This window comes from Streptomyces sp. WG5, from assembly GCF_049974565.1.
Lineage (GTDB): Bacteria > Actinomycetota > Actinomycetes > Streptomycetales > Streptomycetaceae > Streptomyces.
Window position 1 is genome coordinate 76,450 of the sequence record NZ_JBNGGC010000031.1, and the last position, 24,860, is coordinate 101,309.

22 protein-coding genes are annotated in these 24,860 nt (G+C 70.5%); all 22 read right to left on the minus strand.

The window, feature by feature from the left end; translation table 11 throughout:
* Nucleotides 1-88 precede the first annotated feature (88 nt).
* Nucleotides 89-1,537, minus strand: coding sequence for a F0F1 ATP synthase subunit beta (atpD, locus tag ACP4IX_RS27805; protein WP_426523566.1), 1,449 nt, complete (start codon nt 1,535-1,537; stop codon nt 89-91).
* A complete protein-coding gene (locus ACP4IX_RS27810) occupies nt 1,537-2,478 on the minus strand; it encodes a F0F1 ATP synthase subunit gamma (RefSeq protein WP_426523567.1) in 942 nt (313 codons plus the stop codon). Before ACP4IX_RS27810 ends, atpD begins: the two co-directional genes overlap by 1 nt.
* 21 nt (nt 2,479-2,499) lie before the next feature.
* Nucleotides 2,500-4,089, minus strand: a complete 1,590-nt coding sequence (gene atpA / locus ACP4IX_RS27815; RefSeq protein ID WP_426523568.1) for a F0F1 ATP synthase subunit alpha — start codon at nt 4,087-4,089, stop codon at nt 2,500-2,502.
* Nucleotides 4,090-4,214: 125 nt separating this feature from the next.
* Nucleotides 4,215-5,030, minus strand: coding sequence for a F0F1 ATP synthase subunit delta (locus tag ACP4IX_RS27820; RefSeq protein WP_426523569.1), 816 nt, complete (start codon nt 5,028-5,030; stop codon nt 4,215-4,217).
* On the minus strand, nt 5,027-5,572 hold the full coding sequence (locus ACP4IX_RS27825; protein ID WP_043379868.1) for a F0F1 ATP synthase subunit B: 546 nt from the start codon (nt 5,570-5,572) through the stop codon (nt 5,027-5,029). The genes ACP4IX_RS27820 and ACP4IX_RS27825 overlap by 4 nt, the downstream gene beginning before the upstream one ends.
* A gap of 44 nt (nt 5,573-5,616) precedes the next feature.
* Entirely contained in the window at nt 5,617-5,844 is a 228-nt protein-coding gene (atpE, locus tag ACP4IX_RS27830; RefSeq protein ID WP_426523570.1) for an ATP synthase F0 subunit C, read from the minus strand.
* Nucleotides 5,845-5,914: 70 nt separating this feature from the next.
* The gene (gene atpB, locus ACP4IX_RS27835) at nt 5,915-6,736 is read right to left on the minus strand and encodes a F0F1 ATP synthase subunit A (protein WP_426523571.1); all 822 of its coding nucleotides are present in this window, start codon (nt 6,734-6,736) and stop codon (nt 5,915-5,917) included.
* Between the two features lie 225 nt (nt 6,737-6,961).
* Nucleotides 6,962-7,399 (minus strand): hypothetical protein, encoded by a 438-nt coding sequence (locus tag ACP4IX_RS27840; RefSeq protein WP_426523572.1) that lies wholly within the window; start codon nt 7,397-7,399, stop codon nt 6,962-6,964.
* A gap of 286 nt (nt 7,400-7,685) precedes the next feature.
* Nucleotides 7,686-9,017, minus strand: a complete 1,332-nt coding sequence (locus ACP4IX_RS27845; RefSeq protein WP_426523573.1) for an MraY family glycosyltransferase — start codon at nt 9,015-9,017, stop codon at nt 7,686-7,688.
* 130 nt (nt 9,018-9,147) lie between these two features.
* Entirely contained in the window at nt 9,148-10,404 is a 1,257-nt protein-coding gene (glyA, locus tag ACP4IX_RS27850) for a serine hydroxymethyltransferase (RefSeq protein ID WP_426557202.1), read from the minus strand.
* Nucleotides 10,405-10,491: 87 nt separating this feature from the next.
* A complete protein-coding gene (locus ACP4IX_RS27855; protein ID WP_426523575.1) occupies nt 10,492-11,169 on the minus strand; it encodes a protein-tyrosine-phosphatase in 678 nt (225 codons plus the stop codon).
* The gene (locus ACP4IX_RS27860; protein WP_053137111.1) at nt 11,166-11,813 is read right to left on the minus strand and encodes an L-threonylcarbamoyladenylate synthase; all 648 of its coding nucleotides are present in this window, start codon (nt 11,811-11,813) and stop codon (nt 11,166-11,168) included. Before ACP4IX_RS27860 ends, ACP4IX_RS27855 begins: the two co-directional genes overlap by 4 nt.
* A gap of 50 nt (nt 11,814-11,863) precedes the next feature.
* Complete coding sequence (gene prmC, locus ACP4IX_RS27865; RefSeq protein ID WP_426523576.1) at nt 11,864-12,709, minus strand: peptide chain release factor N(5)-glutamine methyltransferase; 846 nt, start codon at nt 12,707-12,709, stop codon at nt 11,864-11,866.
* A 52-nt stretch (nt 12,710-12,761) separates the two neighbouring features.
* Nucleotides 12,762-13,838, minus strand: a complete 1,077-nt coding sequence (prfA, locus tag ACP4IX_RS27870) for a peptide chain release factor 1 (protein ID WP_426523577.1) — start codon at nt 13,836-13,838, stop codon at nt 12,762-12,764.
* Between the two features lie 107 nt (nt 13,839-13,945).
* Nucleotides 13,946-14,170 carry a 50S ribosomal protein L31 gene (rpmE, locus tag ACP4IX_RS27875; RefSeq protein ID WP_030672379.1) on the minus strand — a complete coding sequence of 75 codons (225 nt, stop codon included), beginning with the start codon at nt 14,168-14,170 and terminating at the stop codon, nt 13,946-13,948.
* Between the two features lie 149 nt (nt 14,171-14,319).
* Nucleotides 14,320-15,456: an LCP family protein gene (locus ACP4IX_RS27880; protein WP_426557204.1), complete on the minus strand. Its 1,137-nt coding sequence runs from the start codon at nt 15,454-15,456 to the stop codon at nt 14,320-14,322.
* A 413-nt stretch (nt 15,457-15,869) separates the two neighbouring features.
* Nucleotides 15,870-17,945 carry a transcription termination factor Rho gene (gene rho / locus ACP4IX_RS27885; RefSeq protein ID WP_426523579.1) on the minus strand — a complete coding sequence of 692 codons (2,076 nt, stop codon included), beginning with the start codon at nt 17,943-17,945 and terminating at the stop codon, nt 15,870-15,872.
* Between the two features lie 411 nt (nt 17,946-18,356).
* Complete coding sequence (gene thrB, locus ACP4IX_RS27890) at nt 18,357-19,286, minus strand: homoserine kinase (RefSeq protein WP_426523580.1); 930 nt, start codon at nt 19,284-19,286, stop codon at nt 18,357-18,359.
* 427 nt (nt 19,287-19,713) lie between these two features.
* Nucleotides 19,714-20,772 (minus strand): threonine synthase, encoded by a 1,059-nt coding sequence (thrC, locus tag ACP4IX_RS27895; protein WP_426523581.1) that lies wholly within the window; start codon nt 20,770-20,772, stop codon nt 19,714-19,716.
* A gap of 6 nt (nt 20,773-20,778) precedes the next feature.
* A complete protein-coding gene (locus ACP4IX_RS27900; protein ID WP_426523588.1) occupies nt 20,779-22,068 on the minus strand; it encodes a homoserine dehydrogenase in 1,290 nt (429 codons plus the stop codon).
* A gap of 194 nt (nt 22,069-22,262) precedes the next feature.
* The gene (lysA, locus tag ACP4IX_RS27905) at nt 22,263-23,663 is read right to left on the minus strand and encodes a diaminopimelate decarboxylase (RefSeq protein ID WP_426523582.1); all 1,401 of its coding nucleotides are present in this window, start codon (nt 23,661-23,663) and stop codon (nt 22,263-22,265) included.
* A gap of 18 nt (nt 23,664-23,681) precedes the next feature.
* Entirely contained in the window at nt 23,682-24,788 is a 1,107-nt protein-coding gene (gene nrtL, locus ACP4IX_RS27910) for an ArgS-related anticodon-binding protein NrtL (protein WP_426557206.1), read from the minus strand.
* Nucleotides 24,789-24,860 lie beyond the last annotated feature (72 nt).

Here is a 24,860-nt window from a genome sequence, read left to right on the forward strand (position 1 = left end):
GGTTACAAGTCTAAGGGGCGTGACGGAGGGGACGGGACGCGCCCGCCCCCTCCGGTGTGAGCCCTGGGGCTCACCTTGAGCACGCGGCTCAGGAGACGCCGAGCTCCTTCGCGTTCTTCTTCAGGTCCTCGATACCACCGCACATGAAGAACGCCTGCTCCGGGAAGTGGTCGTACTCACCGTCGCAGATCGAGTTGAACGCGGCGATCGACTCGTCCAGCGGCACGTCCGAACCGTCCACGCCGGTGAACTGCTTGGCGACGTGGGTGTTCTGGGACAGGAAGCGCTCCACGCGACGGGCACGGTGGACGACGAGCTTGTCCTCCTCGCCGAGCTCGTCGATACCGAGGATCGCGATGATGTCCTGCAGGTCCTTGTACTTCTGCAGGATGTTCTTCACGCGCATCGCGGCCTGGTAGTGGTCCGCCGCGATGTACCGCGGGTCGAGGATGCGGGACGTCGAGTCCAGCGGGTCCACGGCCGGGTAGATGCCCTTCTCGGAGATCGGACGGGAGAGCACCGTCGTCGCGTCGAGGTGGGCGAAGGTGGTGGCCGGGGCCGGGTCGGTCAGGTCGTCCGCGGGGACGTAGATCGCCTGCATCGAGGTGATCGAGTGACCGCGGGTCGAGGTGATGCGCTCCTGGAGGAGACCCATCTCGTCGGCCAGGTTCGGCTGGTAGCCCACCGCGGAGGGCATGCGGCCGAGCAGGGTCGACACCTCGGAACCCGCCTGGGTGAAGCGGAAGATGTTGTCGATGAAGAACAGCACGTCCTGCTTCTGGACGTCGCGGAAGTACTCGGCCATGGTCAGGCCGGCCAGCGCGACGCGCAGACGGGTGCCCGGCGGCTCGTCCATCTGGCCGAAGACCAGCGCGGTCTTGTCGATGACGCCGGACTCGCTCATCTCGTCGATGAGGTCGTTGCCCTCACGGGTGCGCTCACCGACGCCGGCGAACACGGAGACACCGTCGTGGTTGTTGGCGACGCGGTAGATCATCTCCTGGATGAGCACCGTCTTGCCGACACCGGCGCCGCCGAACAGACCGATCTTGCCGCCCTTGACGTACGGGGTCAGCAGGTCGATGACCTTGACGCCGGTCTCGAACATCTCGGTCTTCGACTCGAGCTCGTCGAAGTTCGGCGCCTTGCGGTGGATCGGCCAGCGCTCACCGGTGTAGGTCTCGTCGACGTTCAGCACCTCACCGAGGGTGTTGAACACCTTGCCCTTGGTGAAGTCGCCGACGGGGACGGAGATCGCCGAACCCGTGTCGGTCACCGGGGCCTGGCGGACCAGGCCGTCGGTGGGCTGCATGGAGATGGTGCGGACCAGGCCGTCACCCAGGTGCTGGGCGACCTCCAGGGTCAGCGTCTTGATCTCGCCCGCCTGCGCCGGGTCGGCGACCTCGACGTGGAGGGCGTTGTAGATCTCCGGCATCGCGTCGACGGGGAACTCCACGTCGACGACCGGGCCGATGACCCGCGCGACGCGGCCGGTGGCCACGCCCGACGCAGCGGTCGGCTCAACAGTGGTGGTCATTAGTTGTCACTCCCCGCGGTCGCGTCGGCCAGTGCGCTCGCGCCACCGACGATCTCGCTGATTTCCTGGGTGATTTCGGCCTGGCGGGCCGCGTTGGCAAGACGGGAGAGCGTGTTGATCAGCTCGCCCGCGTTGTCGGTGGCCGACTTCATCGCGCGCCGCGTGGCGGCGTGCTTGGAAGCGGCCGACTGCAGCAGAGCGTTGTAGATGCGGCTCTCGACGTAGCGCGGCAGCAGGGCGTCGAGGACGTCCTCCGCCGACGGCTCGAAGTCGTACAGCGGAAGGACCTCGTCCTTCGTCGCCCCCGCGGCGTCAGCCGCAGGTGTCTGCGCCTGAGCCACCTCTTCGAGGCGGAGCGGCAGCAGCCGGGAGTCGACCGCCGTCTGCGTCATCATCGAGACGAACTCGGTGTAGACGATGTGGATCTCGTCCACGCCGCCCTCCGCCGTCTCCTTCTCGATGGCCTCGATCAGCGGTGCCGCGACCTGCTTGGCGTCCGCGTAGGTGGGCTCGTCGGTGAAGCCCGAGAACGACTCCGTGACCTTGCGCTCACGGAAGTTGTAGTGGGCGAGACCGCGTCGGCCGACGATGTACGTGTCGACCTGCCGGCCCTCGCGCTCGAGGCGCTCGGTCAGCTGCTCCGCCGCCTTGATGGCGTTGGAGTTGAAGGCGCCGGCCAGGCCACGGTCGCTCGTGAGGAGGAGGACCGCCGCACGGGTCGGCTCGTCCGCCTCCGTGGTCAGCGGGTGCTTGGTGTCCGAACCGGTCCCGACCGCCGTGACCGCGCGGGTCAGTTCCTGCGCGTACGGCGTGGAGGCCGCCACCTTGCGCTGCGCCTTGACGACGCGCGAGGCGGCGATCATCTCCATCGCCTTGGTGATCTTCTTGGTCGCGGTGACGGATCGGATGCGACGCTTGTAGACCCGGAGCTGGGCTCCCATGAGTCAGGTCCCTTCCTTACGTCACTTGGCGGCGGACGGGGCGTCCTCGCCGAGCAGCTTGCCGTCGCTCGTCTCGAACTGCTTCTTGAACGCCGCGATCGCCTCGGCGATGGCCTGCAGGGTGTCGTCGGACATCTTGCCGCCCTCGCGGATGGAGGTCATGAGGCCCTGCTCCTGGCGGTGCAGGTACTCGAGGAGCTCCTTCTCGAAGCGGCGGATGTCGGTGACCGGCACCTCGTCCATCTTGCCGGTGGTGCCGGCCCAGACGGAGACGACCTGGTCCTCGGTGGACATCGGCTGGTACTGGTCCTGCTTCAGCAGCTCGACCATGCGCTGACCGCGCTCCAGCTGCGACTTCGACGCGGCGTCCAGGTCGGAACCGAAGGCGGCGAACGCCTCCAGCTCACGGAACTGGGCGAGGTCCACGCGCAGTCGGCCGGAGACCTGCTTCATCGCCTTGTGCTGGGCGGAGCCACCGACTCGGGAGACGGAGATACCCACGTTCAGCGCGGGGCGCTGACCGGCGTTGAACAGGTCCGACTCCAGGAAGCACTGGCCGTCGGTGATGGAGATGACGTTGGTCGGGATGAACGCCGAGACGTCGTTGGCCTTGGTCTCGACGATCGGCAGACCCGTCATCGAACCGGCGCCCTCGGCGTCGGAGAGCTTCGCGCAGCGCTCCAGCAGACGGGAGTGCAGGTAGAAGACGTCACCCGGGTAGGCCTCGCGGCCCGGCGGGCGGCGCAGCAGCAGCGACACGGCGCGGTAGGCGTCGGCCTGCTTCGACAGGTCGTCGAAGATGATCAGGACGTGCTTGCCCTCGTACATCCACTGCTGGCCGATGGCCGAGCCGGTGTACGGCGCCAGGTACTTGAAGCCGGCCGGGTCGGACGCCGGGGCGGCCACGATGGTCGTGTACTCCAGCGCGCCGTTCTCCTCGAGCGCGCCGCGGACCGACGCGATGGTCGAGCCCTTCTGACCGATGGCGACGTAGATGCAGCGAACCTGCTTGCTCGGGTCGCCGGTGCGCCAGTTGTCACGCTGGTTGATGATCGTGTCGACGGCCAGGGCGGTCTTGCCGGTCTGGCGGTCGCCGATGATCAGCTGACGCTGACCACGGCCGATCGGGGTCATGGCGTCGACGGCCTTGTAGCCCGTCTCCATCGGCTCGTGCACCGACTTGCGCTGCATGACCGTGGGGGCCTGCAGTTCCAGCGCACGACGACCGGACGTCTCGATCTCGCCGAGGCCGTCGATCGGGTTGCCGAGGGGGTCGACCACGCGGCCGAGGTAGCCCTCGCCCACGGCGACCGACAGGACCTCGCCGGTGCGGGTGACCGGCTGGCCCTCCTCGATACCGCTGAACTCGCCGAGGACGACGCAACCGATCTCGCGCTCCTCGAGGTTGAGGGCGAGACCGAGGGTGCCGTCCTCGAACTTCAGCAGTTCGTTGGCCATGGCCGACGGAAGACCCTCGACCTTCGCGATGCCGTCGCCGGCAAGGCTGACCGTACCGACCTCCTCGCGCGAGGCCGCGTCCGGCTTGTACGACTGGACGAAGTTCTCCAGTGCGTCCCGGATCTCCTCCGGCCGGATCGTGAGCTCCGCCATCTGAGTTCCCTGCTCTCCTTGTTGGGCCCGAAGTTTCACTTTGGGGGGATGGGGACTCCCCCCTGAAAGAGGTGAATCCTCTGCACGGCCCAACCCGGGCCGTAGTCCTACGTATGCGGTTGGTGCTAGCTCGCCATGCGGCGGGCGGCGTCTTCGAGCCGGTCCGCGAGCGAGCCGTTGATGATCTCGTCGCCGACCCGCACCCGGATTCCGCCGAGGACCTCGGGGTCCACGTCGAGGTTGAGGTGCATCGCCCGGCCGTACAGCCGCGCCAGCGCAGCGCCGAGGCGCCGCTTCTGCGTGTCGCTCAGCGGGACCGCCGAGGTGACGACGGCGACCGTGCGCTCGCGACGCTCGGCGGCGAGCTTGGACAGGGATTCGATTCCCGTCTCCAGGCTACGTCCCCGGGGCGCGGTCACAAGCCGCGTCACCAGACGCTCGGTCGTGGCCTTGGCCCGGCCGCCGAGCAGGCTGTGCAGCAGCTCGCTCTTGGCCGAGGTGCTCGCCGCGCGGTCGGTCAGCGCGGAGCGCAGTCCCGTGTCGGAGGAGACGATCCGGCCGAACCGGAACAGCTCGTCCTCGACGTCGTCGAGCGTGCCCGCCTTCTGGGCCGCGGTGAAGTCGGCCATGGCGGCCAGCTCCTCCAGCGCGTCCACCAGGTCGCGCGACTGCGACCAGCGGGAGCGCACCGTACCGGCCACCAGGTCGGCGGCCGGACCGCCGACCTGACCGCCGAAGATGCGCCCGGCCAGTTCGGCCTTGGCGTCGGCGGCCTGCGCCGGGTCGGTGAGGACCCGCCGCAGGCTGACCTCGCGGTCGAGCAGCGCGGTGACGGCGGCCAGCTCGTCGGCGAGCTGCGCGGCGTCCACGGACGTGGAGTCCGTCAGCGCGTCGAGCCGCTCGCGTGCGGCTGCCAGGGCCTCGCGGCTCGCTCCGTTCATCGTCCGGCCTCGGCCTTCTCCTCGAGCTGGTCGAGGAAGCGGTCGATCACACGGCTCTGCCGGGCGTGGTCCTCGAGGGACTCGCCGACGAGCTTGCCGGCCAGGTCGGTGGCGAGCTTGCCCACGTCCTGGCGCAGCGCCTGCGAGGCGGCCTTGCGGTCGGCCTCGACCTGCGTGTGTCCGGCGGCGATGATCTCCTCACGCTGCCGCTGGCCTTCCGCGCGCATCTCGGCGATGAGCACGGCGCCCTGCTCCTGCGCCTCCTGGCGCAGGCGCGCGGCCTCGTGCCGGGCCTCGGCGAGCTGAGCCTTGTACTGCTCCAGCACGCTCTGGGCCTCGGTCTGAGCGGCCTCGGCCTTCTCGATCCCGCCCTCGATCGCCTCGCGACGCTGCTCCAGAACCTTGTTGATGTTCGGGAGGAGCTTCTTGGCGAGGAAGCCGAAGACGATGACGAAGGCGAGCAGGCCGATGACGAGCTCGGGAATCGGCGGGACGAGGGGGTTCTGCGCCTCCTCGGCCGCGATATGAAGCAGTGGGCTCATATCAGAGTGCCTTTCGTCTAGTGAGCCGGTCGCGGATCAGATGATCACGTGCCGTAGACGAACGGCATGACCAGGCCGATCAGGGCGAGCGCCTCACAGAAGGCGAAGCCGAGGATCTGGTTGGCGCGGATCAGGCCGGCGGCCTCGGGCTGACGGGCGATGGCTTCGGTGCCCTTACCGAAGATGATGCCGACGCCGATGCCGGGGCCGAAGGCGGCGATGCCGTAACCGATGGAAGCGATCGAACCGCTGACGGCAGCAAGCTGGGACATGCCAGTTCTTCCTTTTCTTCACGGGCCGGTGGGGGTGGGCCACCGGACGACTGGGGGCGGGGCGGGACGCTCAGTGGTGCTCGGCGAGCGCGCCCTGGATGTAGGTAACGGTCAGCAGGACGAAGACGTACGCCTGCAGGGCCTGGATGAAGAGCTCGAAGCCGGTCATCACGATGACCATCACGAACGAGACGCCGGCGTAGGCGATCCCGATCCCGTTCAGCAGGTACCAGCTGGCGATGGTGAACAGCACCAGCAGGATGTGGCCCGCGAACATGTTCGCGAACAGTCGCACGGCGTGGGTGAAGGGCCGCACGAGCAGGTTCGAGAAGGCCTCGATCAGCATGACGACCGGCAGGGCCCCACCGAGCGACTTGTCGTAGCCGGTGAAGTTCTTCAGGGCGCCGACGAAGCCGTGCTTCTTGAAGGTCAGCGAGACCCAGACGATGTAGACGAGCAGGGCCAGCACCATCGGGTACGCGATGATCGACGTCACTGGGAACTGGGCGAGCGGGATGATCGACCAGAGGTTCATCATCCAGATGAAGAAGAACAGGGCGACGACGAACGGGACGTACTTCTCGCCCTCGCGCTTGCCCATCGTCTCGTAGACGACACCGCGGCGGATGAAGTCGTAGCCGGTTTCGGCGACCATCTGGAGCTTGCCGGGGACGACCTGGGGCCGGCGGAAGGCCGCCCAGAAGAAGCCGACGATGATGATCGAGCCGAGCAGCGCCAGCAGCATCGTCTTGTTGAAGTACACGTTGCTGTCGCCGTCGCCCCACATGGGCTCGAACAGGAACGAGTGCAGCCCGGGAGACGGGAAGCCACAGCCGTCGAAGATGTGGCAGTCGGTCTCGAAGGCGAGCACCTGCGTCGGGTCAGCACTCACCGCGGGCTCCTTCAGCGTGGCGCATGGATTCGGCAACCTCGTGGTGTCGGCGCGGCACGGGGCCGCGGATCGGCACGGGACTGGTGTTACGGGTATGGGGGCGGCTGGGGGGCATCTCGCCTCGCGATGTGGCAGGCGTCAGCTGGGATGCCCGCGCCCGCGATGCCGCAGTTGGCACCGGACGATAGCAGGGTCTCTCATGCGCCTTTATCCCGGCCCTACGTCTCACGACGAGCGCCCCGGGGTTTCCTTCTTCTCGGCCGTCGTCGACTCGGGCTCCACGTAAAGGATCCTGGCCTTCATCTGGGCACGCGCCTGCGCGGCGACCCAGGTGAGAGTGCCGGCGAGCAACGAAAGGGCGAAGACCTTGGGATGGAACAGCGTCGTGTCCTTGAAGAGCACGATGAAGATGAACATCAGCGCAATTTGCGCCATGTACATCATCAGCGCCATCGCCTGGAAGAGCGTCGGCAGCGACTTCGCGGTCCACTGGAGGACGTAAAGCCCTGCTCCCATGAAGAGGATCACGACCACCGCTCCGACGACCGCCCCGATCGCACCCTCGCCCCCCTCGACGGCACCCCCGATCGCGACTGCGACCGCACCGACGACAGCGGTGGGCACGGCAGCCTGGATCAGGATCCGGACGTCGTTGGAGGGCATGGCGGCAGCTCCGCTTTCAGGGGGCAGGGGGTGTCGTCATGGACGAGCGTAGTCCCCCGGGTCGAGTGCATAACTCTCACCAATGGGCCGTCGCACTGCGGCCCTTCGGCTCCATCCGGGGTTCTCGTGAACGGTATCACAAACTATTTGATGAGGTCTTTACCTGAGGGTGTGCCGACCGTCACACATGAGAGTGACTGTGCGCGTTTGTGCAAGTACAGAGCCGCTTTATCTGGTATTGCGGCGATTCGCTTCCCCATGGGTTGGCAATGCTCTAGTCAGATTCTTACCTTGTGCGCGAACGGGGGCCGACGGCGGTGGCCCCGTTGACGCCCGAGACGCCCGCGGGGACCGGAACACGGTCGCCGGTCGGGGCCTCGTCGCTCGTGCCCTGGCCGGTCCTGCCCTCCTCCACGGCCACCGCGGGCTCCGCCGCGGCGACGGCCGCCTTGCGGCGGCGGTAGCGGGGCGGCACGAAGCGCTCGGCCCAGCGGGGGGCACGGGGGGTGAAGCGCGGCGTCAGGAGCAGGGCCAGGCCGATCGCGCTGAGGAAGACGACGCCCAGCACGATCCACATCGACGCGGCGTTCACGGAGTAGGCGAGCGCGCCGAAGGCGATCAGCGCCGAGAAGAAGTACATGATCAGCACCGCGCGGCTGTGCGAGTGGCCGATCTCCAGCAGCCGGTGGTGCAGGTGCCCCCGGTCCGCGGCGAACGGCGACTGGCCGCGCCAGGTGCGCCTCACGATCGCCAGGATCAGGTCGGCGGCCGGGATGGCGATGATGGTCAGCGGCATCACCAACGGGATGTAGACCGGCACCATCTGGTGCACCGAGGCGCGCTCGGAACCGGAGAACAGGTTCATCAGGTCCGGGTCGACCTGGCCGGTGACCGAGATCGCGCCGGCCGCCAGGACGAGCCCGATCAGCATCGAGCCGGAGTCGCCCATGAAGATCCGGGCGGGGTGCATGTTGTGCGGCAGGAAGCCCAGGCACATGCCCATGAGGATGGCCGCGAAGAGCGAGGCCGGGGCCGCGGCCTCGATGCCGTACGAGTACCAGATCCGGTAGGCGTACATGAAGAACGCCGTCGCCGCGATGCACACCATGCCGGCCGCGAGACCGTCCAGGCCGTCCACGAAGTTGACCGCGTTGATGGTGATGACGACCAGCGCCACCGTCAGCAGGGTGCCCTGCCACTGGGTGAGCGCCACCGTGCCGACCCAGGGCACCGGGATCCACAGGATGGTCAGGCCCTGCACCACCATCACGCCGGCGGCGATCATCTGACCGCCCAGCTTGATCAGGGCGTCGATCTCGAACTTGTCGTCCAGGACGCCGATCAGCCAGATCAGGGCGGCTCCGGACAGCAGGGCCCGGGGTTCGTTGGAGTTCTCGAAGACCTCACTGAGGTTGGTGAGGTGGTCGGCGACCAGCAGGCCCGCGCAGAGTCCGAAGAACATCGCGATCCCGCCGAGCCGCGGAGTGGGTTCCCGGTGCACGTCACGTGCCCGGATCTCCGGCATCGCCCCCGCCACGATCGCGAACTTCCGTACCGGCCCTGTGAGCAGATACGTCACCGCGGCCGTGATGCAGAGCGTCAGCAGGTATTCACGCACAGGCTTCCCCACAGGTCTCGCTGGCCATCCTCGACCCCACACCCTAGCGATGCGCGCATACGGTTGAGGACTTCCGGGTATCGACGATGGTTGCACGTGTGGCTGTGCACACGTGTGCGCCTACCCCGACTCACTCCGGGTAGGGCGGGAATTCCGTGACCAGATCCCGCACGTCGTTCCGTGCCGCGGCGGCGTCCGTCCCGCCCCGCAGCACCTCCGCGAGCAGCGTGGCCACCGCCCGCATCTCCCGCTCCCCCATGCCCTGCGTCGTCAGGGCCGCGGTGCCCAGCCGCAGCCCCCGGGCGTCGCCGTGCGGCAGCGCGCAGCAGTCGAGGACGATCCCGGCCGCCGCGAGCCGGCCCCGCGCGGCCTTCCCGTCGACACCGAGCGGGGCGGGGTCGGCGGTGATCAGGTGCGTGTCCGTGCCGCCGGTGGTGACGACCAGGCCCTCGGCTGCCAGGTGCGCCGCCAGCACCCGGGCGTTGGCGATCACCTGATGGGCGTACGCGGCGTACGCGGGGGTCGCCGCCTCGCCGAACGCGACCGCCTTGGCGGCGATGGTGTGCATCTGCGCACCGCCCTGGGTGAACGGGAAGACGGCCCGGTCCACCCGCTCGGCCAGTGCGCCGCCGCACAGGATCATGCCGCCGCGCGGGCCGCGCAGCACCTTGTGCGTGGTGGCGCACACGATGTCGGCGTACGGCACCGGGCTGGGCGCCGCTCCCCCGGCGACCAGCCCGATCGGGTGCGCGGCGTCCGCGATGAGGTAGGCGCCCACCTCGTCGGCGACGACGCGGAAGAAGGCGTGGTCGAGGTGGCGGGGGTAGGCGATGGAACCGCACACGATCGCCTTGGGCCGGTGCGTGCGGGCCAGGGTGCGCACCTGGTCGTAGTCGATCAGCCCGGTCTCCGCGTCCACGCCGTAGCCGACGAAGTCAAACCAGCGGCCGGAGAAGTTCGCGGGGGAGCCGTGCGTGAGGTGTCCGCCGTAGGGCAGGCCGAGGGCGAGGACGGTGTCGCCGGGGCGCAGCAGCGCCGCGTAAGCGGCCAGGACGGCGGAGGAGCCGGAGTGGGACTGCACGTTGGCGTGCTCGGCGCCGAAGAGGTCCTGGGCCCGCTCCACGGCGAGCCGCTCGGCGACGTCGACGATCTCGCAGCCTCCGTGGTGCCGGGCGCCCGGGTAGCCCTCGGCGTACTTGTTGGCCAGCGGGGAGCCGAGGGCCGCGAGCACGGCGGGGGACGTGAAGTTCTCGGCGGCGATCAGCTGGAGCGTCGTCGACTGCCGGCGGCGTTCGGCGAGCAGGATCTCCGCCAGTTCGGGGTCCTGGCGCAGCAGGACCCCGGGCATGCTGTCATCGGCCTCGATGAGGTCGCGGGTGACCGACATGGTGCGCTCCGGGCGTGCGTCGACGGTGACGTACGACCAATGTAGGCCCGGGGGGCCGAAGCCGCCCGGCGTCGCGGGCCTTCCCGCCTACGTCCGCGCCGCGACCCCCGTCAGCGCCGTCACCACCGGGTCCAGCGCCTGGTGTATCTCGTCCCCGATCGACCGGAAGAACGGCAGCGGCGCCCCGTACGGGTCGTACACCTCGTCCGCCTCCACCGTGGGGGCCAGCAGCCAGCCGCGCAGCGCGGCGGCGGCGCGGACCAGGGCGCGCGCACGGGCGACCACCCCGTCCTCGAGGGGCGGCAGCGTCGCCGGGTCGATGGCGTTCACCAGGCGGGTGAACTCCTTGAGGGTGAAGGTGCGCAGTCCGGCCGAGTGCCCCATGGAGATGACCTGCGCCCGGTGGTCCCGGGTCGCGGTCAGCACGAGGTCCGCGCGGATCACGTGCTCGTCGAGCAGCTCGCGCCCGGTGAAGCCGGCCGCGTCCGCGCCGAAGTCCGCGAGGACCGTCTCCGCGTTCGACTCCATGGGCGCGCCCTCGTGGCCCCAGGTGCCCGCGCTCTCCACGATGAGTCCGCCGCCCAGCACGCCGAGCCGCTCCGTCACGAAATGCCGGGTCAGCCGCTCGGTGATGGGCGAGCGGCAGACGTTGCCGGTGCTGACGTGGAGGATGCGGAAGCTGTCGCGCGGGAAGCCGAACGTCGTCGTGATCTCCGCGGCGCGTTCCCCGTCGCCTATGCCACGCCCCGTCTCAGGGGCCGTCAATTCGCCACCTCGAGGTCGGGTACCACCTTGCGCAGCTCCTCCGCCGACAACGCGCCCGCGCGCAGCAGCACGGGCACCTCGCGGGTGACGTCGACGATGGACGACGGGACGTTGCCGGGGGTGGGGCCGCCGTCGAGGTAGACGGAGACGGAGTCGCCGAGCATCTGCTGGGCGGCGTCGCAGTCCTCGGGCGCCGGGTGGCCGGTGAGGTTGGCGGAGGAGACGGCCATGGGGCCGACCTCGGTGAGCAGCTCGATGGCGACGGGGTGCAGCGGCATGCGGACGGCGACCGTGCCGCGGGTGTCGCCGAGGTCCCACTGGAGGGACGGCTGGTGCTTGGCGACGAGCGTCAGCGCGCCCGGCCAGAAGGCGTCGACCAGCTCCCACGCCAGCTCGGAGAAGTCGGTGACCAGGCCGTGCAGGGTGTTCGGCGAGCCGATGAGGACGGGGGTGGGCATGTTGCGTCCCCGGCCCTTGGCGTCCAGCAGGTCGGCGACGGCCTCCCCGGTGAAGGCGTCGGCGCCGATGCCGTACACGGTGTCCGTCGGCAGCACCACGAGCTCGCCACGGCGGACGGCGGACGCGGCCTCGCGCAGACCGGTCACACGGTCGGTCGCGTCGTTGGTGTCGTATCGCCGTGCCATTTAGCGGGCCTCCTCGTACACGTACTGCGGGGTCGAAGTCAGAAGGACGGTCACGGCAGCGCCTTGCGGGCGGTCGCGAACCGCGGGCGGTTGTTGAGGTCGGGGTGGTCGGCCGCGTCGGCCCAGCCCCGCTCCTCGGTGAAGATCCACGGCACCTGGCCGCCCTGGGTGTCGGCGTGCTCGACGACGACCACGCCGCCGGGGCGCAGCAGGCGGTGCGCGGTGCGTTCCAGGCCGCGGATCAGGTCGAGGCCGTCCTCGCCGGAGAACAGGGCCAGCTGGGGATCGTGGTCGCGGGCCTCGGGGGCGACGTACTCCCACTCGGTGAGCGGGATGTACGGCGGGTTGGAGACCACCAGGTCGACCTGGCCGTCGAGGTCCGGGAAGGCCGTCAGGGCGTCGCCCTGGCGCAGTTCGACCCTGGACCCCTCCATGTTCTTCCGCGTCCACACCAGGGCGTCCTCGGACAGCTCCACGGCGTACACCCGCGAGCGGGGCACCTCCTGGGCGAGCGCGAGCGCGATGGCGCCCGAGCCGGTGCACAGGTCGACGATGCACGGCTCGACGACGTCCATGGCGCGTACGGCGTCTATGGCCCAGCCGACGACGGACTCGGTCTCGGGGCGGGGCACGAAGACCCCGGGGCCGACCTGGAGCTCCAGGTAGCGGAAGTAGGCGCGTCCGGTGATGTGCTGGAGCGGTTCGCGCGCCTCGCGGCGGGCGATCACCTCCCAGTACCGGGCGTCGAAGTCCGCGTCCGGCACGGTGTGCAGCTCGCCCCGCTTGACGCCGTGCAGATGGGCGGCGAGCTCCTCGGCGTCGGTGCGCGGCGAGGGCACGCCGGCGTCGGCCAGCCGCTGGGTGGCCTGGGCCACCTCCGCGAGCAGCAGGTTCACGCTGGTCCTCCGGGGGCTGAGCTGTGGTCCGGTGCGGGTGGTGCGGCGGTCCCTACGCGGCGGCGAGCTTGGCCGCCGAGTCCGCGTCGACGCAGGCCTGGATCACCGGGTCGATGTCGCCGTCCAGGACCTGGTCCAGGTTGTACGCCTTGAAGCCGACGCGGTGGTCCGAGATGCGGTTCTCCGGGAAGTTGTACGTACGGATCTTCTCGGAGCGGTCGACGGTGCGGACCTGGCTGCGGCGGGCGTCCGCGGCCTCCTTCTCCGCCTCCTCCTGCGCCGCCGCGAGCAGCCTCGAGCGCAGGATACGCATCGCCTGCTCCTTGTTCTGCAGCTGGCTCTTCTCGTTCTGGCAGGAGGCGACGACTCCGGTCGGAATGTGCGTGATGCGCACGGCGGAGTCGGTGGTGTTGACGGACTGGCCGCCGGGACCGGAGGACCGGTAGACGTCGATGCGGAGATCGTTGGGGTTGATCTCGACGTCGATCTCCTCGGCCTCGGGCGTGACGAGCACACCGGCCGCGGAGGTGTGGATGCGGCCCTGGGACTCGGTCGCGGGCACCCGCTGCACGCGGTGCACCCCGCCCTCGTACTTCAGCCGCGCCCAGACGCCCTGTCCGGGCTCGGTGGCGCCCTGGCCGCCCTTGGTCTTCACGGCGACCTGGACGTCCTTGTAGCCGCCCAGCTCGGACTCGGTGGCGTCGATGATCTCGGTCTTCCAGCCGACCCGCTCGGCGTAGCGCAGGTACATGCGCAGCAGGTCGCCGGCGAAGAGCGCCGACTCGTCGCCGCCCGCGCCCGCCTTGATCTCCAGGATGACGTCCTTGTCGTCGCTGGGGTCGCGCGGGACGAGCAGGAGGCGGAGCTTCTCGGTGAGCTCCTCGCGCTGCTTGTCCAGCTCCTTGACCTCGGCGGCGAAGTCCGGGTCGTCGGCGGCCAGCTCGCGCGCGGTCTCCATGTCGTCGCCGGTCTGCTTCCAGGAGCGGAACGTGGCGACGATCGGGGTGAGCTCGGCGTACCGCTTGTTCAGCTTGCGCGCGTTGGCCTGGTCGGAGTGGACCGACGGGTCGGCGAGCTTCTTCTCCAGGTCGGCGTGCTCGGCGACGAGTTCCTCGACGGCCTCGAACATCTTGGGCTCCTGCTACTGCTTGGGAAGGGGAAGACGGGCGACCAAAAACGCCGGTCCCGGCGCGCCCCGGCTGGGGGCGCGGCCGTGGACCGGCGGTTGGAGGCTCGCTACTTCTTGGAGCCGGCGGCAGCCTTGCCGAAGCGGGCCTCGAAGCGGGCCACACGGCCACCGGTGTCGAGGATCTTCTGCTTGCCCGTGTAGAACGGGTGGCACTCGGAGCAGACCTCGGCCCGGATGGTACCGGACTGGATGGTGCTGCGGGTGGTGAACGACGCGCCACAGGTGCAGCTGACCTGCGTCTCGACGTACTCGGGGTGGATGTCGCGCTTCAAGGTGTCTCCTACTGTTCCGGGAGGGCGCCGGGTCGCCGCCGCGGGCTGCGGGGGCGTGAACCGGGGCCGACGTACCAGTCTGCCAGGACTGTCGTCCTCTCCCAAAACCGGGGGCCGCGGTCGTCTATTCCCCGGTCCTCCCGTCGCCCCTACGGGGCGCTGTTCACCACGCCCTCGGCGCCGCCCGACGCCGTGCCCCGCGTCGCCGCCGCCGGGACGGGCCTGTCGTTCTTCAGGGCGGTCCACACCTGCTCGGCCTTGGTCTTCTCCACCAGGACGCGGTTGGCGTCCGCGGGGTCGTAGACGACCGGCATCGTGACCATGTTCATGTGCGAGGCGTCGATGCCCTTGAGGCCGCTCGCGAAGGACATCAGGGAGTTCACCGAGCCCAGGTCGGAGTCGGTGGTCAGCGTCTTGGTGGCGGTGTCGGCGATGTCGTACAGCTTCTTGGGGTTGCCGAGCAGGCCGATGTCCTTGACCTGGTCGGCCAGGGCCTTGACGAAGGCCTGCTGGAGCTGGATGCGGCCGAGGTCGGAGCCGTCGCCGACGCCGTGCCGGGTGCGGACCAGTCCGAGGGCCTGCTCGCCGTCGAGCGTGTGGGTGCCGGCCTGCAGGTCGAGGTGGCTGTCGGGGTCCTCGATGTCCTCGCTGGTGGTGACCTCGACGCCGCCGAGGTCGTCGACGAGCTGCTGGAAGCCGCTGAAGTCGACTTCCAGGTAGTGGTCCATGCGCAGACCGCTGATCGACTCCACGGTCTTCACGGCACAGGCGGCGCCGCCGGTGGAGTAGGCGGAGTTGAACATCACCTCGTCGGCGGCGGGGTGCTCACCGCCGTCGGCGTCGGTGCACGCGGGGCGGTCGACGAGGGTGTCGCGCGGGATGGAGACCACGCTGGCCTTCTTGTGGCCCTTGTGGACGTGCACGACCATCGCCGTGTCGGAGCGGGCGGTGCCGTCGTCGGTGCCGCCGCCGAGTTCCCTGTTGCCGTCGGCGCGGGTGTCGGAGCCGAGGACGAGGATGTTCTGGGAGCCGTTGCCGGCCTTCTCGGGCCGGTCGGTGCCGAGGACCTGGTCGATGTCGACGCTCTGGAGGTTGCCGTTGAGCTTGAAGAACAGCACTCCGGCGCCGGTGCCGCCCAGGGCCACGACGCCCGCGGCGGTCCAGGCCGCGACCAGCAGGGCCTTGCGCCGCCCGCTGCGCGGTCTGCGGCGGCGCCCCTTGCTCCGGTGGCGGGGCCCGGAAGCCTTCCCGGGTATGGCGGGATCCGGTGTGCTCTCGGCGGACATGTGCTCCTCGGCTCCAGTACGGTCGGTTGCCCCCTGCGCTCAGGGTCGGGCCGGCCGGCGCCGGCGATATGGCCGGTACCTCACCATCGTCCCTTCCGTGGAGGGACGGGGAAACCCGGCACAGGGTTGCACAGCGCTCTGTGGGCTCCCGGTGCGCAGCGGACACGGAGCGGGCACGGAGTGTGGTCGTGTTGCGTCCGGACGCTGTGCGCGGACCGTGCGCGCACGGCTTTCACCTGCACTTTCGCTCCGGGTGCCCAGGGACGTCCGCCATACGGGCAGTGACGTTGCGTGTGGCAAAGGTCTCGTTTCGGCAACGGCCGGTGTGCGGGTGGAGTGGGCGGGCGGACGCGGAAGGGCCGCTCCCGGTGCGGGAGCGGCCCTTTCGTCGATGCGTGCCGGGAGTCCGGCCCTCAGTCGCCGTTGCCCGGCGTCGGGGTCGTCTTCTGGATCTGCATCAGGAACTCGCCGTTCGACTTGGTCTGCTTCATCTTGTCGAGGAGCAGCTCGATCGCCTGCTGCTGGTCGAGGGCGTGCAGCACCCGGCGCAGCTTCCAGGTGACGGCGAGCTCCTCGCTGCCGAGCAGGATCTCCTCCTTGCGGGTGCCGGACGCGTCGACGTCCACCGCCGGGAAGATGCGCTTGTCGGCGAGCTTCCGGTCGAGCTTGAGCTCGGCGTTGCCGGTGCCCTTGAACTCCTCGAAGATGACCTCGTCCATGCGGGACCCGGTGTCCACCAGTGCGGTGGCGAGGATGGTCAGCGAGCCGCCGTCCTCGATGTTGCGGGCCGCACCGAAGAAGCGCTTCGGCGGGTACAGGGCGGTCGAGTCGACACCACCGGACAGGATGCGGCCGGAGGCCGGGGCGGCGAGGTTGTACGCGCGGCCCAGACGGGTGATCGAGTCGAGCAGGACGACCACGTCGTGACCGAGTTCCACCAGGCGCTTGGCGCGCTCGATGGCGAGCTCGGCGACCGTGGTGTGGTCCTCGGCCGGGCGGTCGAAGGTCGAGGAGATGACCTCGCCCTTCACCGACCGCTGCATGTCGGTGACCTCTTCCGGACGCTCGTCGACCAGGACGACCATCAGGTGGCACTCGGGGTTGTTGTGGGTGATCGCGTTGGCGATCGCCTGCATGATCATGGTCTTGCCGGTCTTCGGCGGGGCCACGATCAGACCGCGCTGTCCCTTGCCGATGGGCGCGACGAGGTCGATGATGCGGGTGGTCAGGACGCCGGGGTCCGTCTCCAGACGGAGGCGGTCCTGCGGGTAGAGCGGCGTCAGCTTGTTGAACTCCGGCCGTCCGCGGCCGTGTTCGGGCGCCATGCCGTTGACGGAGTCCAGGCGCACCAGCGCGTTGAACTTCTCGCGGCGCTCGCCCTCCTTGGGCTGGCGCACGGCACCGGTGAGGTGGTCGCCCTTGCGCAGGCCGTTCTTGCGGACCTGGGCGAGGGAGACGTACACGTCGTTGGGGCCGGGCAGGTAGCCGGAGGTCCGGATGAACGCGTAGTTGTCGAGGATGTCGAGGATGCCGGCCACCGGGATGAGGACGTCGTCCTCGTTGACCTGGGGCTCCTGGATCTCGTCGCGTCCGCGGCGGCCCCGGCGGTCGCGGTAGCGGCCACGACGGCCGCGGCGTCCGCCGTCGAAGTCGTCCCCGTCCTCGTCGGCCCGCTGCTGGCGGTCCTGGCCGCCGCCCTGCTGCCGGCGCTGCTGGCCGCCGCCCTGGTTCTGCTGGTCGTCGCCCTTGCCCCGGCGGTCGCGGTCGCGTCCGCGGTCGCCGCGGTCGCGGTCACCACGGTCACGGTCGCGGTCGCCGCGGTCACGGCGGTCGCGACGGCGGCCCTCGCCGCCCTCACCGTCGAAGCGGGCGTCGCCCTGGCCCTGCTGCTGGCCGGAGGGCTCGGTCTTCGGCTCGGTCTTCGTCTCGACGGCCACCGTCTCGGTGGTGGCGGACGGGCTGCCCGCGTCGGCGGTGGCCCGGCGGCGACGGCGCTCGGAGGGAGCGTCGTCGGTGGCCTTGTCGGCCGTCGGCGAGACCTTGGGGGACGGCTGGCCGGGGATGTCGATCTGCTGCTGGGCGGCTGCCTTGTCGGCGGCCGCCTTGTCCGCCTTCTTCTCGGCCCGGCCGGCCTTCTCCGCCTTCTCGGCGGGGGCCTCGTCACCCGTACGGGCCCGGGAGGTGCTGCGGCGCTTCGGCTTGGTCTCGCCGGCGGCGTCCGCCGCGGCGGGCGCGGCCTTGGCGGGGGCGCCGCCCGCGGCCTGCGCCTCCTTGATGACCTCGATCAGCTGGCTCTTGCGCATCCGCGCGGTGCCCCTGATGCCGAGGCCGGATGCGACCTGCTGCAGCTCGGCCAGCACCATGCCCTCGAGGCCGGTACCACGGCGCCGCCGGGAGCCGGCACCGGTGGCAGGCGCGGAGGCGTCCGTGGAGGGCGCGGCAGCGGTCTCCTCGACACGTGCGCCCATCAGATCGGTGGTGTCGCTCACGAAGGGTCCTTCCCTGGAGCGGACGTCGGCCTGTCTGGCTCGGCGACCGGTTGTGCTGTCCGGCTTCGGTCCTTGCTGTGCGAACCGTGCCGGGGCGGTGGTCCGCCTGAACGGCGGAAGAGATATCTGGTGATGGCGCTTCCCCTAGCCGTGGCACCCAGTGTCTGTGTCATGCGGCGTGGTCGCACCGGTTCCGGAGCGTGCCCGGCGGGCCGCTCAGTGTCCGTGTCGGCCGTACTGATCACGTACGACGTCCACGGCACAAGGCGGCTTGGGGGGCTCCCGGAAGAATGTCTGTCCCGGACGGGGACACGAGGCACCTCGCCATGGTGGGGTCGGGTGCAGACTTGAGATTAACACTACCGGATCCAACAAATATTCCCCCTCTCGAAATCCGGCAACCGTATGCCTCTAAATGTCGCTGGAGGGCGCCAGCGGCAGGACGCTCGCGCCCTGCTGGTCCAGGCTGAGCCGGTTGGCCGCCCAGTCCGTACCTGCCAGCGCCTCGACCTTGTCGGCCGTGTCGGCGTCGGCCAGGGCCATCACCGTGGGTCCGGCACCCGAGATCACCGCGGGGATGCCGTCGCCGCGCAGCCGCTCCACCAGCGCCGCGCTCTCCGGCATGGCCGGCGCGCGGTACTCCTGGTGCAGGCGGTCCTCGGTGGCCGGCAGCAGCAGCTCGGGGCGTCTGGTGAGCGCCTCGACGAGCAGCGCGGCGCGGCCGGCGTTGGCGGCGGCGTCGACGTGCGGGACGCTGCGCGGGAGCAGGCCTCGCGCGGTCTCCGTCAGTACCGGTTTTCCGGGCACGAAAACCACCGGAACGATGGAATCGGAGGGCTCCATCCTGATGGCCCGGGCGGCGCCGGAGTCCATCCAGGACAGGGTGAAGCCGCCCAGCAGACAGGCCGCCACGTTGTCGGGATGGCCCTCGATCTCGGTGGCGAGGTCGAGCAGCGCGGCGTCGTCGAGGCGGGATTCGCCGCCTATGGTCACCGCGCGCGCCGCGACGATGCCGGCGCAGATGGCGGCGGAGGAGGAGCCGAGGCCGCGGCCGTGCGGGATGCGGTTGGCGCAGACGATCTCCAGGCCGCGCGGCTGTCCGCCCAGGAGGTCGAAGGCGGTGCGCAGGGCGCGGACGAGGAGGTGCTTCTCGTCGCGCGGCAGCGTCTCGCTGCCCTCGCCCGCGATGTCGATGTGCAGCCCTGAGTCGGCCACCCGGACGACCACGTCGTCGTACAAGCCCAGCGCGAGGCCGAGGGCGTCGAAGCCCGGGCCGAGGTTGGCGCTGGTGGCGGGGACGCGCACCCGGACGGCGGCGGCGCGGAACGCTGGACCGGCCATCGCTTGATGACTCTCCTTGAGCTGCGTGACTGTCGAATGAGATTCGATGACTTACGGAACCCGGGCTCGCCGCTGCCTGCCCAACGGCCGACCACTGCCTGCCCGACGGCTCCCGGCCGCTTCCCGACCGCGGAGACGGCGCGGCACCGCGGCATATGCGGCGGGCGGGTTCGGTACAGCCTATCGAAGGAAGGTTCTGTGGCGACATAGGGCGCACAGGAGGCGCACGATGCGTGTCGTAAGCCCCCTGTGCACCCCCCGTAAGGGACATGCCCGGCTGGACGTCGCTTACGCCCCCGTACGCTGGGCGCGTTTCACGGGGACCACGGGATCGCGGCGATCGGCGGGACCACAGGATCACGGCGATCGGCGAGACCACAGGATCACGGGGATCACAGGGATCCGGGGACGACGCGGATGGGGTCCCTCAGATCAGACCGAGCCGCTCGGCCGCCGTCGCCGCGTCGACCGGGACGGTGACCGGCTGCGGGGCACCGGCGACGGCCCAGTCCGGGTCCTTCAGCCCGTTGCCGGTGACGGTGCACACGATCCGCTGCCCCGGGTCGACCTTGCCCTGCTCGGCGGCCTTCAGCAGACCGGCCACCGACGCGGCGGACGCAGGCTCCACGAAGACGCCCTCCTGGGAGGCCAACAGCCGGTAGGCGCGCAGGATCTCACGGTCCGTCACCTCGTCGATGGCGCCGCCCGACTCGTCCCGCGCGGCGAGCGCGAGGTCCCAGGAGGCGGGGTTGCCGATGCGGATGGCGGTGGCGATGGTCGACGGGTCCTTGACGACCTCGCCGCGCACGATCGGGGCGCTGCCGGAGGCCTGGAACCCCCACATGCGCGGCGCCTTCGTGCTGACCTTGTCGGCGGCGTACTCCTTGTACCCCTTCCAGTACGCGGTGATGTTGCCCGCGTTGCCGACCGGCAGGACGTGGATGTCGGGGGCGTCGCCGAGCATGTCCACGATCTCGAAGGCGGCCGTCTTCTGCCCCTCGATACGCACCGGGTTGACCGAATTGACCAACGCCACGGGGTAGTTGTCGCTGAGCGCGCGGGCGAGCGTGAGGCAGTCGTCGAAGTTGCCGTCGACCTGGAGGATCTTCGCCCCGTGCACGAGGGCCTGGCCCATCTTGCCGAGCGCGATCTTGCCCTGCGGCACGAGCACGGCGGAGACCATCCCGGCCCGCACGCCGTACGCGGCGGCGGAGGCGGAGGTGTTGCCGGTGGACGCGCAGATGACGGCCTGCGCACCCTCCTCCTTGGCCTTGCTGATGGCCATCGTCATGCCGCGGTCCTTGAAGGACCCGGTCGGGTTCGCCCCCTCGACCTTGAGGTGGACCTCGCAGCCCGTGCGCTCGGAGAGCACCTGCGCGGGCACGAGCGGCGTGCCGCCCTCGCGGAGCGTCACGACGGGCGTGCTGTCGGAGACGGGCAGCCTGTCCCGGTACTCCTCGATGATTCCGCGCCACTGGTGGGTCATTGCTGGTTACTCTCCTTCAACCCGCATGATGCTGGCGACACCCCGCACGGTGTCGAGCTTGCGCAGCGCCTCGACCGTACCGCCGAGGGCGGCGTCGGACGCACGGTGGGTGACGACGACGAGGGAGGCCTCGCCGTCCTTGCCGGACTGGCGCACGGTGTCGATGGAGACACCGTGCTCCGCGAACACGGTCGCGACCTGGGCGAGCACGCCCGGTTTGTCGGCCACGTCGAGGCTGATGTGGTAGCGCGTGACGACGTCGCCCATCGGCGAGACGGGAAGCGCCGCGTACGCGGACTCGCCGGGTCCGGTGGCACCGCCCAGCCGGTTGCGGCAGACGGCGACGAGGTCGCCGAGCACGGCGGACGCGGTCGGCGAGCCGCCGGCGCCGGGCCCGTAGAACATGAGCTGGCCGGCGGCGTCGGACTCGACGAAGACGGCGTTGTAGGCGCCGCGCACGTTCGCCAGCGGATGGCTGAGCGGGATCATCGCGGGGTGCACGCGCGCGGTGACCGACCCGCCGTCCGCGGCCCGCTCGCAGATGGCGAGGAGCTTGATGGTGCAGCCCATCTCCTTGGCGGAGGCGAAGTCGGCGGCGGTGACCTCGGTCATGCCCTCGCGGTAGACGTCGTCGAGGCGCACGCGCGTGTGGAAGGCGATCCCGGCCAGGATGGCGGCCTTGGCGGCGGCGTCGAAGCCCTCGACGTCGGCGGTCGGGTCGGCTTCCGCGTACCCGAGGGCGGTGGCCTCGTCGAGCGCCTCCTGGTACCCGGCGCCGGTGCTGTCCATGGCGTCGAGGATGAAGTTGGTCGTCCCGTTGACGATGCCGAGCACCCGGTTGACCTTGTCGCCGGCGAGGGACTCGCGCAGCGGCCGGATCAGCGGGATGGCACCGGCGACGGCGGCCTCGTAGTACAGGTCCTTGCCGTTCGCGTCCGCCGCGGCGTGGAGCGTGGCGCCGTCCTGCGCGAGGAGCGCCTTGTTGGCGGAGACGACCGACGCGCCGTGCTCGAAGGCGGTGGTGATGAGGGTCCGGGCGGGCTCGATCCCGCCGATGACCTCGACGACGACGTCGATGTCCCCGCGTTTGACCAGGGCGGTGGCGTCGGTGGTGACGAGGGCGGGGTCGATGCCCTCCCGCACCCGGTCGGGCCGCCGTACGGCCACGCCCGCGAGCTCCACCGGGGCCCCGATCCGGGCGGCGAGGTCGTCGGCGTGCGTCGTCATGATGCGCGCCACCTCTGAGCCGACCACTCCACAGCCCAGCAGCGCCACCTTCAGCGGACGCGTACGCATCATCCGACCTCGTTTCCTCATACCGTCTACGGTTGGACCAGTCTCACGCACCGGACGGGACTTTCTGCCATTCGTCCGAATCGTGAGACGTTTATTTCATTTTCGCCGGGCGGATGACGGAAGATCTTCCGCCCGGCTCGTCGTCTGTCCGCCTGCGCGCCCGTCCGCCCGTTCGCCTGTCCGTCTGCCGGCTGTCACCCGACGTCGAGACGCAGCAGGTCCTCCTCGGTCTCCCGCCGGACGATGACCCGCGCCTCGCCGTCCCGCACGGCGACCACGGGCGGACGCAGCACGTGGTTGTAGTTGCTGGCCATGGAACGGCAGTACGCCCCGGTCGCCGGTACGGCGATGAGGTCACCGGGGGCCAGGTCCCCCGGCAGGAAGGCGTCCTTGACCACGATGTCCCCGCTCTCGCAGTGCTTGCCGACGACCCGCACGAGCATGGGCTCGGCGTCGGAGGTGCGGGAGACGAGGGCGACGCTGTACTCGGCGTCGTACAGCGCGGTGCGGATGTTGTCCGACATGCCGCCGTCGACGGAGACGTACGTACGCAGCCCGTCGAGCGGCTTGACGGTGCCGACCTCGTAGAGCGTGAAGGCGGTGGGCCCGACGATGGCCCGCCCGGGCTCGACGGAGATACGGGGCGTGCGCAGCTTCGCGCTCTCGCACTCCCGCGTGACGATCTCGGTCAGCGCCTTGGCGATCTCGTGCGGCTCACGGGGGTCGTCGTCACTGGTGTACGCGATCCCGAGCCCACCGCCGAGGTCGATCTCGGGCAGCTCGACACCGTGCTCGTCGCGGATGTCCTTGAGCAGCCCGACCACCCGGTGGGCGGCGACCTCGAACCCCGACATGTCGAAGATCTGCGACCCGATGTGCGAGTGGATCCCGATGACTTCGAGCCCGTCGAGCTGGAGCGCCCGCCGCACGGCTTCCGCCGCCTGCCCGCCGGCCAGCGGAATCCCGAACTTCTGGTCCTCGTGGGCGGTGGCGATGAACTCGTGCGTGTGCGCCTCGACCCCGACGGTGATACGGATCTGCACCCGCTGCCGCTTGCCCAGCGACTGGGCGATGTGGGCGACGCGCACGATCTCCTGGAAGGAGTCGAGCACGATCCGCCCGACATCGGCGCGGACGGCGCGCTCGATCTCCTCCGGCGACTTGTTGTTCCCGTGGAAGGCGATGCGGTCGGCGGGCATCCCGGCGGAGAGCGCGGTGGCCAGCTCGCCCCCCGAGCACACGTCGAGGTTCAGCCCCTCCTCGTCCAGCCACCGCACGACGGCCCGGGACAGGAACGCCTTGCCCGCGTAGAAGACGTCGGCGTCCGCGCCGAACGCGGTGCGCCAGGCCCGCGCCCGGGCCCGGAAGTCGGCCTCGTCGAGGACGTAGGCGGGGGTGCCGTACTCCTCGGCGAGCCGCGTGACGGGGATCCCGCCGACGGTGACGACACCGTCCGCGTCCCGTCCGACGGTCTGGGCCCAGACCTTGGCGTCGAGGGCGTTGAGGTCGGCGGGCGGGGCTGTGCTCGCCGCGGAGCGCCCCTCGGGAAGGACGTCGGCGTGACGGGGCCCGGCGGGGTGTGCGGAACGGCTCATGTCGTCTACTGCGCTCTCTCAGAGGTGGTCGGGTGCGTCGATACCGAGGAGGGACAGGCCGCCGGCCAGCACCGCCCCGACGGCTTCGGCGAGAGCCAGCCGGGCGCGGTGGGCGGCCGAGGGTTTCTCCCCACCGCGGGGCAGCACGGCGGGCAGCAGGGGCAGCGCGGCGTCGGCGACGGTGACGAGGTGCCGGGCGACCCGGTCGGGGGCGCGGTGCGCCGCGGCGGCGACGAGGACCCGGGGGTGGTCGGCGAGGGCGGCGAGGACGTCCCGCGCCGTGCCGGTCACCGGGCCGGGCTCGGCGGCGAAGCGGAGATCCGCGGCGTTGCGGGTCAGGGCACGGGTGCGGGCATGGGCGTACCGCACGCGGAAGAGCGGGTTGCCCTCGCGCTGCACGAGGTGCTCGTCGCCGATTCGGGGCCGGTCGTGGGCGGCGGGGTGGAGCAGGGCCCAACGGCCGGCGTCGCGACCGAGGAGGAGCGGGTCGGCGGGGGCCGGGACGGGCCGCACGTCCACCGGCAGAGCCGCGACCGCCGGACCGGCCGCGTCGACGTGTACGCCGAGCACGGCGGTCCACTCGGGTTCGAGCGGGGCGACACAGCTGGTGCGGACCGCGGTGCCCTGGGAGCGCAGGATGCGCGCGGCGGCGTCGGCGACGACGACGGCACGGAGGTCGTGGGGGCAGTGCAGCCGCACGATGCGACGGCCGGCCGTGTCGGCCCGGTCGGCCCTGTCGGCCCTTTGGGCCCGGTCAGTCTCGTCGGCCCGGTCGGTCCCGTCGGCGTACCCGTACCGTGCCCCGCACCGCAGGATCTCCTCGACGAGGTCGGTGGGCGCGGTGCCGTGGAGGCTGATGTTGAGGAACCCGGGCCCGGTCAGGACGACGTCGGTGATTCCGTCGACGTCGACGAGGTACGGCCGCAGCACCTCCGCTACCCGGCGGGGCGGCTGCCCGGCCGGGCGGGCGAGCTGGAGGGCGATGCCGGTGGCGTAGTCCCCGCACCCTCCGGGCCCCGGCGGCGCGACCACGGCTCGCTCAGGGACGCTCACGTTCAGCTCACCCGCGTCGACAGCGCGACGCACCGCGTGCAGCACGGTACGGGAGAGCTCTACGGGGGTCACGGGTCAAGCGTAGGGGAGGAGGGGGGTGGGTAGGCGAACCGGTTTGCGGCAGTCCCGGGATGTGGACGGGGA

Excerpts from the sequence above, each read along its gene's own strand:
- atpD (WP_426523566.1), bottom strand. The coding sequence starts at position 1,537 with ATGACCACCACTGTTGAGCCGACCGCTGCGTCGGGCGTGGCCACCGGC.
- ACP4IX_RS27810 (WP_426523567.1), bottom strand. The coding sequence starts at position 2,478 with ATGGGAGCCCAGCTCCGGGTCTACAAGCGTCGCATCCGATCCGTCACC.
- atpA (WP_426523568.1), bottom strand. The coding sequence starts at position 4,089 with ATGGCGGAGCTCACGATCCGGCCGGAGGAGATCCGGGACGCACTGGAG.
- ACP4IX_RS27820 (WP_426523569.1), bottom strand. The coding sequence starts at position 5,030 with ATGAACGGAGCGAGCCGCGAGGCCCTGGCAGCCGCACGCGAGCGGCTC.
- ACP4IX_RS27825 (WP_043379868.1), bottom strand. The coding sequence starts at position 5,572 with ATGAGCCCACTGCTTCATATCGCGGCCGAGGAGGCGCAGAACCCCCTC.
- atpE (WP_426523570.1), bottom strand. The coding sequence starts at position 5,844 with ATGTCCCAGCTTGCTGCCGTCAGCGGTTCGATCGCTTCCATCGGTTAC.
- ACP4IX_RS27840 (WP_426523572.1), bottom strand. The coding sequence starts at position 7,399 with ATGCCCTCCAACGACGTCCGGATCCTGATCCAGGCTGCCGTGCCCACC.
- glyA (WP_426557202.1), bottom strand. The coding sequence starts at position 10,404 with ATGTCGGTCACCCGCGACCTCATCGAGGCCGATGACAGCATGCCCGGG.
- ACP4IX_RS27860 (WP_053137111.1), bottom strand. The coding sequence starts at position 11,813 with ATGGCACGGCGATACGACACCAACGACGCGACCGACCGTGTGACCGGT.
- prfA (WP_426523577.1), bottom strand. The coding sequence starts at position 13,838 with ATGTTCGAGGCCGTCGAGGAACTCGTCGCCGAGCACGCCGACCTGGAG.
- ACP4IX_RS27880 (WP_426557204.1), bottom strand. The coding sequence starts at position 15,456 with ATGTCCGCCGAGAGCACACCGGATCCCGCCATACCCGGGAAGGCTTCC.
- thrB (WP_426523580.1), bottom strand. The coding sequence starts at position 19,286 with ATGGCCGGTCCAGCGTTCCGCGCCGCCGCCGTCCGGGTGCGCGTCCCC.
- thrC (WP_426523581.1), bottom strand. The coding sequence starts at position 20,772 with ATGACCCACCAGTGGCGCGGAATCATCGAGGAGTACCGGGACAGGCTG.
- ACP4IX_RS27900 (WP_426523588.1), bottom strand. The coding sequence starts at position 22,068 with ATGCGTACGCGTCCGCTGAAGGTGGCGCTGCTGGGCTGTGGAGTGGTC.
- lysA (WP_426523582.1), bottom strand. The coding sequence starts at position 23,663 with ATGAGCCGTTCCGCACACCCCGCCGGGCCCCGTCACGCCGACGTCCTT.